This is a genomic window from Bacillus sp. MRMR6 (assembly GCF_001940785.1).
Lineage (GTDB): Bacteria > Bacillota > Bacilli > Bacillales > Cytobacillaceae > Neobacillus.
In genome coordinates, this window is the sequence record NZ_MSLS01000051.1 from 1 (window position 1) to 17,590 (window position 17,590).

Consider the following 17,590-nt stretch of genomic DNA (forward strand, 5'->3'; position numbering starts at 1 on the left):
AAGCATATTTCTGTACAATATGCAGATTATCTTATCCGAGACGCTGAATACTTGTTGTCCAATAAATAAATTATTATTGAAAAGTTTAGCTCCACAGAAATATTTTTCTGAGGCTGATCCAAAAGGTCGTTAAAAACAACTTTTTAAGAGTCAGCCCTTTTTTAGGATGATTTATTGGATATTATTGGTTGAATTTAGTGACACTTACGAAAGACTATCAAATAATATTTTTTTCTAAAAATATTAAACAAAAGGATTAAATTATTATATATATTTATCAGAAATTTCCAATTATTATAAATGTTGAGAAAGTGTTTTTGCCATCTTGTTTGATTTCCTTAACATGTTAGAAAATATAAAACATGGCTTTCTTCCACAAGTCATCGGTAAATGCGCGCCTTTTTCTCAAATGGAGGAAAAGCCGTTTATCATATTAATTTCAAAATATGGTTTATTAAAAGAGGTATTTAGGTCAGATGCATTATCTCTTTCTAATAATAAAGATTTTCGTTGTAGGGGGGGAAGGGGAAGAACTATATGATACTTATTTAAGAATTATATAGTTACTGCATAAAACTAGAAGTCTATTGGAAGCGGTTTCAAAGTATCTATGACAAATTGACTGGGGAGGAACTAATGGTTAGAAAAAAAGTATTAAAAATTTATTTAATGTGTTCTCTTGTACTATCTTTACTAGCAGGCGGATTCGGTGGATTCGCAAACACAACGGTACATGCTGCTAGTCCTTCGATAATCAACAGTGGAGGTTGGAATGAAACAGCCTATATAGAATGGTCGCCTGTAGCTGATGCGGTGGGATATAACGGTTATGTTAAATCTGCGAGTGCTTCAGATTCTCAATATAAACAAATTGATACTGAATTAATTCGAAGCTACGGATCGTATTGGAGAGCTGATGCTGCAGGGCTTGCAACTGGAGAATATGTCATGAAAGTTGAAGCAGTACTGTCAGATAATTCAATCGTAAGTATGGTTTCAAATACGCTGTCTGTAGGTGCACATGACAGATCTGGATTTGCTTTTGCCTCAAACTCAACATATGGCACAGGTTCAGGTGCTTATAATGAGGATGGAACACTTAAGGCTGGCGCACAAGTTATTTATGTAACATCTAAGAATGCACAAACCGTAACTCATGATGTGATAACCAGCAGCTCAGGAGCTGTAACAACAGGTGTGGGTATAGGTGATATTCTGAACCTGAGACAAAAAGGCTATGATAAAACACCGCTTGCCATCAGATTTATTGGAAAAATTACAGATGCTGACATGTATGGACAACTGAACAGCAGCGGTTATCTTCAAGTAAAAGGTAAATCCAATTATGCGGAAATGAATATGACATTAGAAGGTATCGGGGAAGATACTTATGCTTATGGATGGGGAATCCTGCTTAGATATGTCGGTAATGTAGAAGTAAGAAACTTAGGGGTTGCGTTATTCCCAGACGATGGCATTTCAATGGATACTGGCAATGTTAACGTTTGGATTCATCATAATGATATTTTCTATGGAACGGCAGGAGGAGATGCCGACCAGGCAAAAGGTGACGGTTCCACTGACCTGAAAGGTAGATCCACCTATATTACACTTTCTTACAATCACTACTGGGATGCCGGAAAAGCTTCTCTAGTCGGTTTGAATGAATCAGCAGAATTCTTTGTAACTTTCCACCATAACTGGTTTGATCATTCAGACTCTCGTCATCCACGTATAAGAACAGGAACTGTTCATGTATACAATAACTTCTTTGATGGAATCTCTAAATATGGTGTTGGTGTAACAACAGGAAGTTCATCCTTTGTAGAATCAAACTATTTTAGAAATACCAAATATCCAATGATGAGTTCCTTGCAAGGTACTGATGCTTTAGGGGAAGGTACATTCTCGGGTGAAGATGGAGGAATGATTAAAGCCTACAACAATATGATTGTTGATGCCGCAAGTCTTATCTATGCCAATTCCGATGCAGGAACAACTCCAGCTCATGCAACATCATTTGATGCTTACTTAGCTTCGTCAAGAAGTGAAACCGTTCAAACCTCATACAAAACGGTAGTAGGCGGAACAACTTATAATAACTTTGATACTCGCATCGATTTGGGCGTAACGGCATCTGACATTGATGACGTAAGCCTTGTTGAACAAATTGTCACTGCAGAAGCCGGACGCCTAAATAATGGCGACTTCACATGGGAATTTGATGATGCAGTGGATGATAAATCGTATAGCCTCAATTCAGCACTGATGTCTAAAATAAAAAATTACAAAACCCAACTTGTATCTGTAGGGGGTAATTCAACTCCAACAGACCCAACTGATCCAACTAATCCAACTAATCCAACTGATCCAACTGCAGGAAATGTTCATAACTTTACTACAGATGGGAAAGCTAGCAGCTTCTTCAATATTCAAGGGAACCTTTCAACAAGTAAGGGAACAGTGGTGTATAATGGTCTAACCCTAACTCAAGCTTTAAAAATGGAGAGTTCGACCAGCGTTGACTTTATGACTACTGTAGATTCAACCTTAACGTTAGTGTTTAATACAGGAGACACATCAAAAGTCAACATAGATGGAACAAGTTATGCAATGACAGATGGCGTTGTAACTGTGCCTCTTGCACCTGGCTCACATACCATTAGAAAAGCTGATGTTGCAAATCTATTTTATATGGAAGTAGCTATTAAGGGGGCAACAGAACAAACAGAACCAACCGATACCGTTGCTCCTACAGCGACAATCAGCTATAGTGCTGTCAATCTGACCAACAAAGATGTGATTGTGACTGTTATACCAAGTGAGCCTGTTACGGTAACAAACAATAATGGGCTAGGTCAGTACACTTTTAGCCAAAATGGAAGCTTTACCTTTACGTTTGAAGACGCGGCGGGGAATGCAGGAAGTGTTGTTGCTATCGTCAATAACATTGATAAGACGGCACCCGTAACAACCGACGATGCGCCAAATGGCTGGGTCAATAAAGATGTAACGGTGAACTTTATGGCCAGGGATATGGATTCAGGTGTCGCATCAACTTATTACACGATTGATAACGGGGCTCCACAAACGGGCGAATCGGTTACAATTACTTCGGAAGGCATTCATAGCCTTACATATTGGAGTGTTGATAACGTCGGTAATATAGAGGAGAAGAAAACGGTTTCGATCTATTTGGATACAACCGCACCATCGCTTCAGGTCGAATTGGATCAACTGATACTCTGGGCTGCCAACAATAAACCTGTTTCAGTAACGGCGGTCGTTGATTCAAGTGACAGTTTGTCGGGGATTGATTCCGTTGTGCTGTCCTCGATTATTCCAAGTGAACTTGATGACGTGTCCGAACAATTGGTGGGAGATGCTATGTACGGTACGCTCGATAAGACGTTTACGTTGCTCGCTAAAAAAGCGAATAAAAAGGCAGATCTTACCTATAGTATTACGTATATAGCAATGGATAAGGCAGGAAACCAGACAGTCACTACCGTTATTGTACGAGTACCTCACAATCTGTCAGGGAGATAAAAGAACATAAGATTCGAATGTCTTTAGGACAAATACAAAGGGGTTGCCCCAAGAGTAGATAATTTCTACTAAGGGCAACCCTTTTTGCCAATCTTTACGCCGTCCCTGTATAGGGTATAATAAGTAGCGCCGGAGACTGGGGTCCATTCAATTCCGATTGCGTTTGCTGTCACGCTCTGGACACTCACCTGGCTCTGGGCATTAGGTACCATCGTAGGGACAGCGATGTCCGTCCTCATGGATGGCAGTTCGGCCTCGTTTGGTACTGCACCTTCATTGGGTTTAGGAAACTCCCAAAATGGTTTTATTAATGTTTTATTTGAACTGGATTTAAGTTCTACAGGAAAAATTTCTGAGTTAATTGATCAATACTGGAATCTTGCATTACCTTTAACGAAACAAAGATGCAAATTTCCACCCTTTATTCCTGTAGAGTCAACAAGAGAATCGCTTGTTGCGTGGTCCTCCTATTGCGAACTATTTAATACGCTGGAAGATACTGAATCGTTTTTAATGATGGAGCAATCTAATGAAGAAGAAATAAAAGTAGATGTTGAGGAAAAAAAGATAGATACACCTTTATCAAAAAAATTAGATATTAAAGAACCATCAGTTTTAGAAAAGAAACTATTGGATTTGTCGGGAAAAGGGCATGGAGTAAGGCTATCCTATGTTAGTTCTCCTTTAGAAGTGACTCTTTCTCCCAAAATGCTTGGGCTTACTGAAAGTGATCAAATTGGAAGCATAAAGCGAACAGTTTCTTACAAGGTAAAATTATTTGATGATGAGATTCAACGTATGCAAGAAAACAGTAGAAAAGGAGTAAGCAAGCTTCTAAATATATTAAGTTATAGTTATGCCGATGGGCAATGGTGGATTCCCAAAAAAGCAGACAAACTACTAAAGAAAAAAATGGATGAATATAAGTCAAATTCTTTACAATTATTAAGTGAAGAAAATTCAGACGGCGTACAGGGATTTTTGGTAAGGAGAAAATCGGATTTATTTAATTCATGTCAAAAGTACTACAAACAGCAATACCCCGATCGTACTTTTACTGATCAACAGATGAATATTGTTTTAAATCACTTGTTTGATAAAGTTTCAGATATATTTGAAAAAGGGGGTCTGCCTCTATTAAATCCATACTCAATTCAACTAGTTTATGATTCATTTTCAGAACACGAAGATGCTTGGGCGAACGTTGCAACTTTCTGAGAAGATGTAGTTACCCGTCCTAGGAAATTGCTCGCAAGTAATATTAATTTGTTTTTAACTAAGAATAGTTTGAATGCTGATGAATATATTGAGGCTATGAATATATTGGATGATAGTATTTGGAAAGTATATAAATTAGGTTCTTATAACATAACTGCAACCGCCAAGCAGAAATTAAATAAAATTAAGGAAATATCGACTTTGAAAGAAACAAATTTGATAAAGTCTGAAAAATATTTAGAGATAATAATAGGGCATAATCAAATTGAAAAAGTGTAGAGAAGTGAAAGTTTTATGAAGAATGGGAAGCCACTGGTATATTACGATATTAGAGGAATGACCAATAGCGATAATTTCTTAGATGAGCTATTAATTGAAGAAGGCATGAAGAAAAAAGCATTAAATTTGTTCAAGATGGTTCCAAATTTTATCGATAATAGGGACTTCAGCGAAATAAAAAAATTAAAAGAAGAAATTGATTTTTTACAACAAAGGATTCAACCTTTACAAGGAAAAATCAACAGCATCCAGCTTCACTGTAATCATATTTTTTTGGAAAGCACAGGCAAGAGAGAATGCAGAAAATGCGGGTTTACTGAAAGTACTTATTATTAATTACTATAAGACAGTGAGCATTTAGAAGGTTTAAATCCCTTTTATTAACTAAAATTACTTGTTGCAAAATCAGGTTTCTTTTATCAATCTGTTATCTAATAATAGGTTAAACAAGGGAGTGTTAAAAAGACAGTACTGGGTACCTTTCCCACTACTGTTTTTTGTTTAAATGTAATGAGTAGAAGGACTAACCAGGTTGTCCTTCTTTCTTTATGGCCTTTGTTCTAATCAGATGTGTAATACTATTCATTTCAAATATAATTTAGTCGGATAAGCTCCGCTAAAACAGGCTATACAACTACTGCTGGTTTCTGCAAGATCTACATCAACCGCCTCCAATAAACCTTCAGTGCTTAAAAACGCTAATGAATCCGCGCCAATTACATCTCCCATTGCTCGTTCATGTTCATGTCTATTAGCAAATAACTCCTCTTTTGTCGGCATATCAATACCATAGAAGCACGGATTTCTTACCATGGGTGAAGTAATTCTGACATGGACTTCCTTAGCACCTGCTTGTCGAATCAGTTCGACTATGCGCTTGCTGGTTGTTCCCCGAACAATGGAATCATCAACAAGTACCACTTTCTTGTCCTCAAGTATTTCTTGAACAGCGCTTAATTTAAGACGCACTGCTAAATCGCGTAATTCCTGTGTTGGCTCAATAAATGATCTGCCGGCATATGGATTTTTGATGATCCCCATTTCATATGGGATTCCTGATTGTTGAGAATAACCAAGTGCCGCAGGAACACTCGATTCAGGAACAGCCAAAACAACGTCAGCTTGTACAGGATGTTCTTTTGCTAATATTTGACCTAACTCTTTTCTAATGGCCAAAACACTTCTTCCCTGAATGACACTATCAGGACGGGCAAAATAAACAAATTCAAAGGAACAAAGGGAGACCTCCCCTTTTACGGCAAAACGCCCTGTTTGGATACCTTTTTCATCAATCAGAAGCCACTCGCCAGGTTCAACGTCCCTCCAAAACGTAGCATTAACGGCATTTAAAGCACAGGTTTCTGAGGCGGTAACGATTGATTCACCAATTTTCCCAAGGCTAAGCGGCCGTAAGCCTTGGCGATCTAAGGCAACCAGCATTTGTTTTTCTGTCATGATCAGCACGGCAAATGAACCGTCAAGTATCTTTAGTACCTCGGGGGCAGCTTGTGAAAAGTATTTTTTACTTGACCGAGCTATGAGGTGAGCAATGATTTCCGTATCCGTTGTAGTCTGAAAAATCGCTCCTTGCTGCTGTAAGACATTTCGTTCAATGTGTGCATTAACTAGATTTCCATTATGAGCAACTGCCAAACCACCTTCGCTGTATTTAAAGACAAGAGGCTGTGCGTTTTGCAGTAAACTCGCTCCGGAAGTGGAATACCTTACATGTCCAATCGCCATATTTCCGGTTAGTCCATCAAGGATATTTCGGGAAAATACTTGTGTAACCAAACCCATTCCCCTGTGATGTCGAAAGGTTTTCCCATCGCTTGCAACAATTCCGGCACTCTCTTGGCCTCGATGCTGAAGAGCATGAAGTCCGTAATAGCTCAAATCGGCGGCCTTAGGGTGATTAAATATCCCAAAAACTCCGCATTTCTCCCGCAATTCTAATTCCATTTTTTCATCCCCCCGTACCAAATCATTCTTTTATTTTGGGGCGAAAGGTGAATTTCTATCCTATTAAATTACTGTTTTCATTGAAAACATTTTTGAACAATGAGGAATTAATAAAGTAAAAAAGGTTGTTGAAGGTTAACCTAAAAGGAATGATACATGACAGCATACCCTGTCGGAATAAAGGAGGAGACCAGTTTGACACCTGTAATAAAACCCGGATCCACTATCGGTATTTTAGGTGGAGGTCAGCTGGGGAGGATGATGACGCTAGCCGGAAGAAATATGGGATATCGCTTTATTACATTAGATCCTACCCCCGATTCCCCATGTGGACAAGCTTCAGACCGCCAGATTGTCGCTTCCTTTTCCGATCTCACTGCTGCAAAGGAATTAGCAAATTCATCAGACGTAATTACATATGAATTTGAAAATGTTAATGCCAACGTTGCAGCTATTTTAGAAACGTCATCCTTGGTGCCTCAAGGAAGTGATCTCCTTAAAATAACTCAAAATCGGAATCGTGAAAAATCAACGTTAGCATCCTACGATGTGCCCGTGGCTCCATTTTTCGTCATCCATTCAGAAGAAGACATTCACAAGGCATATAAGCTTTTTAATCTACCTTTTGTCATGAAAACAACGGAAGGGGGCTACGATGGGAAAGGCCAATGGGTGATCAGAAGTCAAGTAGATATTCCGATGGCAATTGAGACTTGGAAAAAAGCTGAAATGGACATGATCATTGAAAAATTTATACCTTTTAACAAGGAATTATCGGTGATTGTTGCTCGAAGCGTTCAAGGTGAGGTAAAGACATTCCCTGTTTCTGAGAACGTTCATATTAATAATATTCTTCATCAGTCAATCGTACCAGCCAGAATCACGGATGAACAAAAGCTTCAAGCTGAGACCCTTGCATTAATAATTGCCGAATCGTTGCAGGTAGTCGGTCTACTTGCGATTGAAATGTTCTTAACTAACGAGGGTGATATTTTGGTCAATGAATTAGCTCCAAGACCTCATAATTCAGGGCATTATTCGATGGATGCATGTTTTACTTCGCAATTTGAACAGCATATTCGGGCAATCTGCGGACTTCCGCTCGGCGATACGTCCCTTTTAAGCCCGATTATCATGGTAAATATTTTAGGTCAGCATTTGGACAAAGTGACAGAGAAAATTGACCGGCTTCCTCCATCCGCCAAGCTCCATTTATATGGAAAAAAAGAATGCAAAGAGAATAGGAAAATGGGACATATTAATTTTTTGGGAGCAACCCATGAGCAAATTTTTCATCAAATACATGAACTGCAAATTTGGGATTGAATCTCCACATTAGTAAAGGGGACAGGGCATTGGAAAAATTAGAACAGCTTTACGAGGGTAAAGCGAAAAAGGTATTCAAAACATCAGAACCTGAAATCTATTGGATTGAGTATAAAGATGATGCCACTGCTTTTAATGGGGAGAAAAAAGGAGAAATCGCGGGGAAAGGCACGATGAATAACGAGATTAGTTCTATTTTCCTTAGCTTTTTAAAGGAAAAAGGAGTTAACAACCATTTTGTAAAAAAAATTTCGACAACTGAACAGCTTGTTCAACAAGTGGTGATTATCCCAATTGAGGTTGTAGTCCGAAATATAGCCGCAGGGTCCCTCGCCAAGAGATTGGGATGGGAGGAAGGGAAGAAACTCACAAAGCCCATAGTGGAGTATTACTTCAAAAACGATGAACTGAGTGATCCTTTCATAAACAATGATCACATTGATATTCTGGGACTCTGCACGGAGGAAGAATTAGCCATCATTCGCAGTCAAGCGCTGAAAATCAATGACATCCTGAAAGAATTTCTTTTGGGAAAGGATATACTGTTAGTTGATTTTAAATTAGAGTTCGGTAATACACCGGGAGGACAGATTCTATTGGCAGATGAAATTTCTCCCGATACTTGCCGATTCTGGGATGCTCAAACAAAAGAAAAGTTAGATAAAGACCGATTCAGACGAGACCTGGGAAACGTAGAAGGAGCGTATCAAGAAATTTTAAAAAGAATTGGGGGTAGTATCGGTGTTTAAGGCAACTGTATACGTAACATTAAGGGAAAGTGTATTGGACCCGCAAGGAAATGCTGTTCAAGAATCGCTGCATACACTTGGATACGACGAAGTGGGAGATGTAAGAATCGGCAAATACATGGAGCTTGAAATCAATAGTGATGATCAAAAGATGGCAGAGGAACGTGTAAATGAAATGTGCGAAAGGCTTTTAGCCAATACCGTTATAGAAGACTATTATTTTGAGATAAACAAATCGTAAAGAAAGGAGGGAATGAAAGTGAAATTTGCTGTCCTTGTATTTCCTGGCTCAAACTGCGATATAGATATGTATAAAGCTGTTATCGATACAGTGGAACAGCCGGTTGAATATGTATGGCATCTAGAAACAGACTTATCAAAATACGATGCTATTCTGCTTCCGGGGGGATTTTCATATGGGGATTATTTGCGGCCGGGGGCTGTTGCAAGTCTGTCTCCCGTTATGGATGAAGTAAAAAAAGCAGCTGAAGAAGGAAAATTGATTTTGGGCGTTTGTAATGGATTTCAAATCTTAACAGAAGCAGGTCTATTGCCTGGGGCTTTACGCAGAAATCAGCGTTTAAAATTTCATAGTGAAGTGATTCCATTAACAGTTGAAAACAACCAAACACCATTTACCTCAGAATATCTGCATGGTGAAACGATTCGTATTCCGATTGCCCATGGAGATGGGAACTATTATTGTGATCAAGAAACATTGGAACAATTAGAAAGAAACAAGCAAATTGTATTCAGGTACAAAGGGACAAATCCAAATGGTTCCGTTTCTGAAATTGCTGGAGTGATTAATGAAAGAGGAAATGTTTTAGGATTAATGCCTCATCCCGAACGTGCAGTACACAAATGGCTTGGTGGAGATGACGGTAAACGAATGTTTTCATCAATTTTTACTAACTGGAGGAAACAACATGGAACAGCTTAACGAACCAAGCCCGGAGCAAATTTACGAACAAAAAATCTATCGCCAAATGGGATTGACGGATGAAGAGTTTGATAAAGTCATTGAAATACTCGGAAGAAAACCAAATTATACAGAAACGGGTATTTTTAGTGTGATGTGGTCCGAGCATTGCAGCTATAAAAATTCAAAGGTGGTCTTAAAACGATTTCCCACCACCGGTCCGCATGTTTTGCAGGGTCCTGGGGAAGGAGCTGGTATTGTGGATATCGGTGATCACCAAGCGGTTGTTTTTAAAATGGAAAGCCACAATCATCCTTCGGCGATTGAACCTTATCAAGGTGCTGCTACCGGAGTCGGCGGGATCATCCGAGATGTTTTTTCGATGGGAGCCCGCCCGATTGCCCTATTGAATTCACTGCGGTTTGGAGAACTCGATAACCCAAAAACAAAATTTACCTTTGAAAACGTCGTCGCCGGTATTGCCGGATATGGAAACTGTATGGGGATTCCTACTGTTGGCGGGGAGATTTATTTTGATTCATCGTATGAGGGGAATCCCCTTGTAAACGCGATGTGTGTGGGTCTAATAAATCATGATGAAATTCAAAAAGGTGAAGCGAAAGGAATTGGCAACCCTGTCATTTATGTGGGGGCTTCTACTGGCAGAGACGGCATACATGGTGCAACATTCGCTTCGGAGGAATTGAGCGAAAACTCTGAATCCAAACGCCCAGCCGTTCAGGTGGGCGATCCATTTATGGAAAAATTATTGCTGGAAGCAACGCTGGAGTTAATTGCATCCGGCCATGTTGTTGGGATTCAAGATATGGGGGCGGCCGGGTTAACCAGCTCCAGTTCTGAAATGGCAAGTAAAGCGGGAAATGGCATTGAATTGAATCTTGACCTCGTTCCCCAACGCGAAAGAGGAATGAGTGCCTATGAAATGATGCTCTCCGAGTCCCAGGAACGAATGCTGGTGGTATCGAAAAAAGGAAAAGAGGCGGAAGTTAAGAAGATTTTTGATAAATGGGGTCTCCATTCTGCTGTTATTGGAAGAGTTACAGACGATAACCAGCTCCGATTACTGCACAAGAGTGAAGTTGTTGCTGAAATCCCGGTGGATAAGCTTGCTGAAGATGCACCGGTTTATTGTAAGCCATCCAAAGTGGCTCCTTATTATGAACAATATTCATCTTTGGATCCTACTGCAACCATCAAAGAACCGAATGACTACAATTCCATTATCTTGAAACTGATGGCCTCCCCGACAATTGCCAGCAAAGAATGGGTGTATCAGCAGTACGACTATATGGTGAGAACTAATACCGCCGTCATTCCCGGTTCGGATGCCGCGGTGATTGCGATTCGGGGAACCCGGAAAGCTTTGGCAATGACAACGGATTGCAACGGAAGGTATGTCTATCTTGATCCGTATACAGGAGGGGCGATTGCGGTAGCAGAAGCAGCGCGTAATGTCGTTTGTTCCGGTGCAGAGCCACTTGCCATTACCGATAATTTAAACTTTGGCAGCCCGGAAAAACCGGAAATTTTCTGGCAGTTGGAAAAAGCCGCAGATGGGATTAGTGGAGCATGCCGTCAGCTGAATACCCCGGTTATAGGCGGTAACGTCAGTCTTTATAACGAAACAAACGGTGAAGCGATTTTTCCAACACCAACCATTGGAATGGTAGGCTTAATCAAAGATGTTGATCATATCACTACCCAGGAATTTAAAAAAGAAGGCGACATCATCTTTTTAGCTGGAGAAACAAAAACAGAAATTGGCGGTTCCGAATACCAAAAAGCAATGACCGGAAAAACGGAAGGGCGGCCGCCACAAATTGACTTAGAGCTTGAACGAAACATTCAGGTATTTACTCTCAAGGCGATTCAAGAAGGATTGGTTCAGTCTGCCCATGATACAGCGGAAGGCGGGTTAGCTGTAGCATTGGCTGAAAGCTGTATCGGAGGAAATTTGGGAGCAGAAATTCACTTAACTGATGAACTGCGGACAGACTTTTGTCTGTTTAGTGAGTCGCAATCACGCATCATTCTTTCCATTGCCACGGAAAATAAGGACAAGGTAATTGATATGGCAAAACACATGCAGGTACCTTTTAAAAAAATTGGCATCGTGAAAGGGAATGAGCTTTCGATCGAGCATAAGGGAAAAATCGTGATTTCACAGAGAATTACTACTTTGGAGAAAGCCTGGAAAAATGCTATTCCGGAAATAATGCGTGCCGGAAGAATTAAAAAGCTGAACATCCAAGAAATTTCAACAAATTTACCGTAAAGGGAGCTAGTCCAATGAGCGATGCGTACAGGCAAGCCGGAGTGGATATCGATGCCGGAAATGAAGCTGTGGAACGAATGAAGAAACATGTCAAAAAAACGTTTCGACCAGAAGTTTTAACTGGTTTAGGGGGATTTGGAGCACTTTTTAAACCCAATTTAGCCGAGATGGAAGAACCTGTTTTTGTTTCGGGCACGGATGGTGTCGGTACCAAGTTGAAAATTGCCTTTGCCATGGATCAGCATGACACAATTGGAATTGATGCCGTTGCCATGTGTGTGAACGATGTGATCGTTCAAGGGGCTGAGCCCCTTTTTTTCCTTGACTATCTCGCTTGCGGGAAAATCGTTCCTGAAAAAATAGAAGCCATTATAAAAGGGATTGCAGATGGATGTCTTCAGGCCGGCTGTGCCTTAATTGGCGGGGAAACAGCAGAGATGCCAGACATGTACGGAAACGGGGAATACGATATCGCTGGATTTACGGTCGGCATGGTCGATCAAAAGCGGGTAATTGATGGATCGAAAATAAAAGAAGGGCAAGTTCTTATTGGTTTAGCTTCAAGCGGTGTACATAGCAACGGGTTTTCACTTGTCCGGAAAGTCCTTTTGGAGGATGCAAAACTTTCTTTAACAGACTATGTTCCAGAATTAGAGGCTGAATTAGGGGGCGTGCTTCTTGAACCAACAAAAATATATGTAAAATCCATTCTTTCAACGATAAAGAAATTTCCTGTCTATGGTCTGGTGCATGTAACGGGAGGCGGCTTTTATGACAATATTCCACGGATTCTTCCCACAGGTTTACAGGCTGCAATCGAGGCCGGAACGTGGAACGTGCAAAATATTTTTTCGTTCATCCAGCAAGCAGGCAATATCAGTGATTTTGATATGTATCGTACGTTTAATATGGGAATCGGCATGATTTTATTCGTTGATTTGGATGACAAAGAGGCTGTTTTAGACCATCTTCAAAGCTTAGGTGAAGATGCTTCCGTTATTGGAATCGTTGAAAGAGGCACGGAAGAGGTAATTATCAAGAAGGGACATGTATGAAAATAGCTGTTTTTGCTTCAGGAACGGGCAGTAATTTCGCAGCAATCCTAAAATCGATTGAAACCAAACAAATCACAAATGTAGAAATAGTGTTATTGGTTAGTGACAACCCTGAAGCCCTTGCAGTCAAAAAGGCAAAGGAAGCTTTAATCGCAGTTTTTACGTTTAGGGCAAAGGAATATCCAAACAAGCAAGCCTATGAAGAAGAAATTCTTGAAAAATTAACGGAAAGCGGGACGGATTTTATTGTATTAGCAGGATATATGCGACTGCTTGGATCAATATTGCTGCACGCTTTTGAGGGGGAAATTATCAATGTCCATCCTTCTTTGCTGCCTGCTTTTAAAGGAAAAGATGCGATTGGACAAGCGCTGGGATACGGGGTGAAAATCACGGGTATCACGGTGCATTACGTAGATGAGGGGATGGATACAGGTCCTATTATTGCACAGCGGGCCATCATGATCGATCCGAAAGAGACAAGAGATTCTTTAATGAAAAAAATACAAGAGCAGGAGCACCAATTGTTACCTGAAGTTTTACAAGATCTTGTGAATATAGGGGGATATAAATGAGACGAGCCCTAATTAGTGTTTCGGATAAAATGGGAATAGTTGAATTTGCAAAAGAATTAGAGAGACTCGAATTTGAAATCATTTCAACAGGTGGTACAGCGAAATTGTTGGCTGAAGAGGGAGTAAAGGTAACCGGTATTTCTGATGTGACTGGTTTTCCAGAAATCCTGGATGGACGGGTGAAAACCCTTCATCCAAATATCCATAGTGGTCTTTTAGCGATAATGAATAAAGAAGAACATCGAAAGCAAATAGAAGAACTGGGAATTCAGCCGATTGATTTAGTGGTAGTCAATTTATATCCTTTTAAAGAAACCATTTCTAAACCAAATGTTACATATGAAGAAGCGATTGAAAACATTGATATAGGCGGTCCTACAATGCTCCGTTCGGCTGCAAAAAACCATGTGTTTGTAACGGTTGTTGTCGATGCGAAAGATTATCCAATTATTTTAAATGAAATGAAAAATGGTGACGTATCGATCGAAACGAAAAGAAGGTTGGCAGCGAAAGTATTTCGCCATACCGCAGCCTATGATGCTTTGATTTCCGATTATTTAACCAAGCAGGTTGGAGAAGAATGGCCGGATCAGTATACTGTGACATTCGAAAAGGCACAGGATTTGCGTTATGGAGAGAATCCTGATCAAAAAGCAGCTTTTTATCGAAAACCTTTAACCACTGCCGCTTCATTGACCACTGCCGAACAATTGCATGGAAAAGAACTGTCCTATAATAACATTAATGATGCCGATGCAGCATTAGCCCTCGTGAGGGAATTTGACCAACCTGCTGTAGTGGCAGTGAAACACACAAACCCATGTGGAGTCGGTATTGGAAATTCCATCTTTGAGGCTTATCAAAAAGCATACGAATCTGATCCGGTCTCTATTTTTGGCGGTATCATTGCTGCAAATCGTATTATTGATAAACCTACCGCAGAGAAAATGAGAGAATTATTTCTTGAAATTATCATGGCCCCCGATTTCGATCAAGAGGCATTGGAGATTTTAAAGCAAAAGAAAAATCTTCGTTTACTGAAATTTGGTGAATTAGAAAAACAATCACAGCCTGAAGTGAAACTATCTTCCGTTTCGGGCGGATTTTTAATTCAAGAGGAAGATGTGAAACAAATACGTTCTGAGGATCTCCAGGTAGTGACTGAAAGAAAGCCCACTAGAGAAGAAGTGGAACAGCTTCTTTTTGCCTGGAAAATAGTCAAATATGTAAAGTCAAATGCCATTGTATTAACAAAGGATTTCCAAACAATCGGAGTCGGTGCCGGGCAAATGAATCGTGTTGGCTCAGTAAAAATCGCAATCGAACAAGCGGGAGAAAAAGCAAAAGGGGCTTTCCTTGCATCCGATGCATTCTTTCCGATGTCAGATACAGTTGAGGAAGCAGCCAAAGCAGGAATTACAGCCATCATTCAACCAGGTGGATCGATTCGTGATCAAGAATCTATTGAGGCTGCCAATAAACATGGAATCACAATGGTGCTGACAGGGATAAGGCATTTTAAACACTAGGAGGTCAGAGCAAAGTGAAGGTATTCGTTGTAGGGGGAGGCGGCCGTGAACATGCGATTGTTTGGAAATTATCACAAAGCCCCAAAATTGATCAGATTTATTGTGCTCCTGGAAATCCCGGGATTTCGGAATTAGCAGAATGTGTGCCTATTTCTGTTTCCGACATTGAAAAGTTAGCAGATTTTGCAATAAAAGAACAAATTGACATTACTTTTGTTGGTCCGGAAGAGCCTCTCTTAAAAGGAATCGTCAATTATTTTAAACAACAGGGATTAGCGGTATTCGGCCCTTCCAAAGAAGCGGCTATGATTGAGGGAAGTAAAGCATTCGCTAAAGAACTAATGTTGAAGTATCATATTCCAACTGCTAAATATGCTGTATTTACGAACTATCAGGAAGCACTAGCATATGTTCGCCTTGAAGGAGCACCGATTGTGATAAAAGCGGACGGCTTAGCTGCGGGAAAAGGAGTCGTTGTGGCAAAAAACATGAAAGAAGCAGAGGGAGCGCTTCAAAATATAATGGAAGAATCAGTGTTTGGCTCGGCAGGAGCCAGGGTGGTGATCGAGGAATATCTCGAAGGGGAAGAAATGACACTACTTGCTTTCGTAAATGGGACAACAGTAAAGCCGATGGTTCCTGCGCAGGATCATAAGCCGATATTTAACGGTGATCAGGGACCCAACACAGGTGGAATGGGAACTTACGCACCATTACCTCATATTGATGTCTCAATTGTTAATAGGATCATCAGTGAAATAGTCGTGCCGACAGCAAAAGCTCTAGTTGAAGAAGGCTGTCCTTTTGAAGGGATTCTGTATACAGGATTAATGCTGACGAAAGAGGGCCCGAAGGTAATTGAATATAATGCTCGCTTTGGCGATCCTGAAACACAGGTTGTTCTTCCTCTGTTAGAAACGGACTTAGTTGAAATCATAATTTCAAGTCTTTCTAGAGAACTGGAAAATATAGAAGTGAAGTGGAAGGATGCTTCTGCTGTCTGTGTAGTTATGGCATCAGCCGGCTATCCCGGCATATATGAAAGAGGGAAAGAAATTAAGGGATTAGACCTTGTTCATTCTCCTGCTATTGTATTTCATGCCGGTACCTCTAAAAAGAATAGTGAAATTATAACAAATGGAGGCCGTGTCCTTGGGATTACTGCGATTGGTAAAGATCTTAAAGAAGCGAGGGATCTTGCTTATCAATCTGTAGGTAAGATATCTTTTGAAGGTGCCCATTTCAGAACAGATATTGGTTCTAAAGCATTCCATTGAAGGGTTTGAAATGTATCACTAAAAAAGTTTTACTTCTGGGATCAGGTAACTTGGAAAAGAAGTAGTGATTGAAGCTCAGCGGCTTGGAATTGAGACTATAGCAGTAGAACGATATGAATTTGCTCCGACCATGCATGTGGTAGAATGTGGCTGCTAAAATGGAATAACCATTTGAAAAATCATGATCTACAGTTATTTGTAATGCGTACCGTGATGGTGCGCTTATTTTTTATTTCGGGCTTACATTTAATTGACCTTGTTGTCAAAATTAAATATCCAGCTTATACTAATATTAATGGATTTGACAAAGGTACAAGTGACTTTTTTAGAATGATACTAGTGACATTTGCTAATAAGATTTCATCAAATGTTGATTTGGCGGGAAATCATCTTGTTAATGAACATAGTAAATTACCTTAGTGAGGACACCGGGTCTTCAAAACTGCTTGAGACCTGCGTGCCAGGTCTGGTGGGTTCGATTCCCACACAGTCCCGCCATATATCAATACTTCTTAACGTTTTTAATAAATTTATTCCTCCACAGTCTATTAGGGGGTAAGCCCCCAATCAAAATACGCATATAAACACGTAGCGCCTCCTGGTACGATGAATGTATCAATTTAAGGAGGTGCTTTTCATATGCCAGAACAAAAACTTACAATCGTCCCCGTTACATTACATTCCGAAAATAAAGTTTCATATTCATCCACTTCATCAGCACCCTCTTACAATAACGCTTGCACGATCAAAACGGCAAACATAGAAATCTCCTTCAACAACGGCGTGGATGAGCACATTATTCAAACTGTTATGAGGGAGCTGAAACATCTGTGAAATACGACTATACAAGTGT

The 17,590-nt window shown here is 40.1% G+C and carries 13 protein-coding genes and 2 pseudogenes; 14 read left to right on the forward strand and 1 reads right to left on the reverse strand.

What is annotated here, in order from left to right; genetic code table 11:
- Positions 1 to 636: 636 nt before the first annotated feature.
- From BTR25_RS25425 to BTR25_RS25440, 4 genes and pseudogenes are all read left to right on the forward strand, one after another.
- A pseudogene (locus BTR25_RS25425) lies at positions 637 to 2,703 on the forward strand (pectate lyase family protein); the annotation flags it as partial.
- Positions 2,695 to 3,549, forward strand: coding sequence for an OmpL47-type beta-barrel domain-containing protein (locus BTR25_RS28795; protein WP_483295289.1), 855 nt, complete (start codon positions 2,695 to 2,697; stop codon positions 3,547 to 3,549). The pseudogene BTR25_RS25425 and the gene BTR25_RS28795, both read left to right, overlap by 9 nt.
- A 237-nt stretch (positions 3,550 to 3,786) precedes the next feature.
- Positions 3,787 to 4,767, forward strand: a complete 981-nt coding sequence (locus BTR25_RS25430; protein ID WP_139311343.1) for a hypothetical protein — start codon at positions 3,787 to 3,789, stop codon at positions 4,765 to 4,767.
- Between the two features lie 294 nt (positions 4,768 to 5,061).
- The gene (locus BTR25_RS25440) at positions 5,062 to 5,382 is read left to right on the forward strand and encodes a hypothetical protein (RefSeq protein ID WP_075690768.1); all 321 of its coding nucleotides are present in this window, start codon (positions 5,062 to 5,064) and stop codon (positions 5,380 to 5,382) included.
- A gap of 246 nt (positions 5,383 to 5,628) precedes the next feature.
- Here the strand turns inward: BTR25_RS25440 and purF are convergent, their stop codons facing one another.
- Positions 5,629 to 7,008: an amidophosphoribosyltransferase gene (gene purF / locus BTR25_RS25445; RefSeq protein ID WP_075690769.1), complete on the reverse strand. Its 1,380-nt coding sequence runs from the start codon at positions 7,006 to 7,008 to the stop codon at positions 5,629 to 5,631.
- 156 nt (positions 7,009 to 7,164) lie between these two features.
- On the opposite strand from purF, the gene purK reads away from it, so the two are divergent.
- The 10 genes and pseudogenes from purK to purT all read left to right on the forward strand — a co-directional run.
- Entirely contained in the window at positions 7,165 to 8,334 is a 1,170-nt protein-coding gene (purK, locus tag BTR25_RS25450) for a 5-(carboxyamino)imidazole ribonucleotide synthase (protein ID WP_075690770.1), read from the forward strand.
- Between the two features lie 29 nt (positions 8,335 to 8,363).
- Positions 8,364 to 9,083, forward strand: coding sequence for a phosphoribosylaminoimidazolesuccinocarboxamide synthase (purC, locus tag BTR25_RS25455; RefSeq protein ID WP_075690771.1), 720 nt, complete (start codon positions 8,364 to 8,366; stop codon positions 9,081 to 9,083).
- Positions 9,076 to 9,324: a phosphoribosylformylglycinamidine synthase subunit PurS gene (gene purS / locus BTR25_RS25460; RefSeq protein WP_075690772.1), complete on the forward strand. Its 249-nt coding sequence runs from the start codon at positions 9,076 to 9,078 to the stop codon at positions 9,322 to 9,324. The genes purC and purS overlap by 8 nt, the downstream gene beginning before the upstream one ends.
- Before the next feature lie 18 nt (positions 9,325 to 9,342).
- Positions 9,343 to 10,026, forward strand: a complete 684-nt coding sequence (gene purQ / locus BTR25_RS25465; RefSeq protein WP_075690773.1) for a phosphoribosylformylglycinamidine synthase subunit PurQ — start codon at positions 9,343 to 9,345, stop codon at positions 10,024 to 10,026.
- Positions 10,013 to 12,301: a phosphoribosylformylglycinamidine synthase subunit PurL gene (gene purL / locus BTR25_RS25470; protein WP_075690774.1), complete on the forward strand. Its 2,289-nt coding sequence runs from the start codon at positions 10,013 to 10,015 to the stop codon at positions 12,299 to 12,301. Before purQ ends, purL begins: the two co-directional genes overlap by 14 nt.
- Positions 12,302 to 12,315: 14 nt before the next feature.
- Positions 12,316 to 13,356: a phosphoribosylformylglycinamidine cyclo-ligase gene (gene purM / locus BTR25_RS25475; protein ID WP_075690775.1), complete on the forward strand. Its 1,041-nt coding sequence runs from the start codon at positions 12,316 to 12,318 to the stop codon at positions 13,354 to 13,356.
- The gene (gene purN / locus BTR25_RS25480) at positions 13,353 to 13,931 is read left to right on the forward strand and encodes a phosphoribosylglycinamide formyltransferase (protein ID WP_083652567.1); all 579 of its coding nucleotides are present in this window, start codon (positions 13,353 to 13,355) and stop codon (positions 13,929 to 13,931) included. The genes purM and purN overlap by 4 nt, the downstream gene beginning before the upstream one ends.
- Positions 13,928 to 15,460: a bifunctional phosphoribosylaminoimidazolecarboxamide formyltransferase/IMP cyclohydrolase gene (purH, locus tag BTR25_RS25485; RefSeq protein WP_083652568.1), complete on the forward strand. Its 1,533-nt coding sequence runs from the start codon at positions 13,928 to 13,930 to the stop codon at positions 15,458 to 15,460. The genes purN and purH overlap by 4 nt, the downstream gene beginning before the upstream one ends.
- Before the next feature lie 14 nt (positions 15,461 to 15,474).
- Positions 15,475 to 16,737 (forward strand): phosphoribosylamine--glycine ligase, encoded by a 1,263-nt coding sequence (gene purD, locus BTR25_RS25490; protein ID WP_075690776.1) that lies wholly within the window; start codon positions 15,475 to 15,477, stop codon positions 16,735 to 16,737.
- 14 nt (positions 16,738 to 16,751) lie between these two features.
- Positions 16,752 to 16,876, forward strand: a pseudogene (purT, locus tag BTR25_RS28330) (phosphoribosylglycinamide formyltransferase 2); the annotation flags it as partial.
- Positions 16,877 to 17,590: the final 714 nt, after the last annotated feature.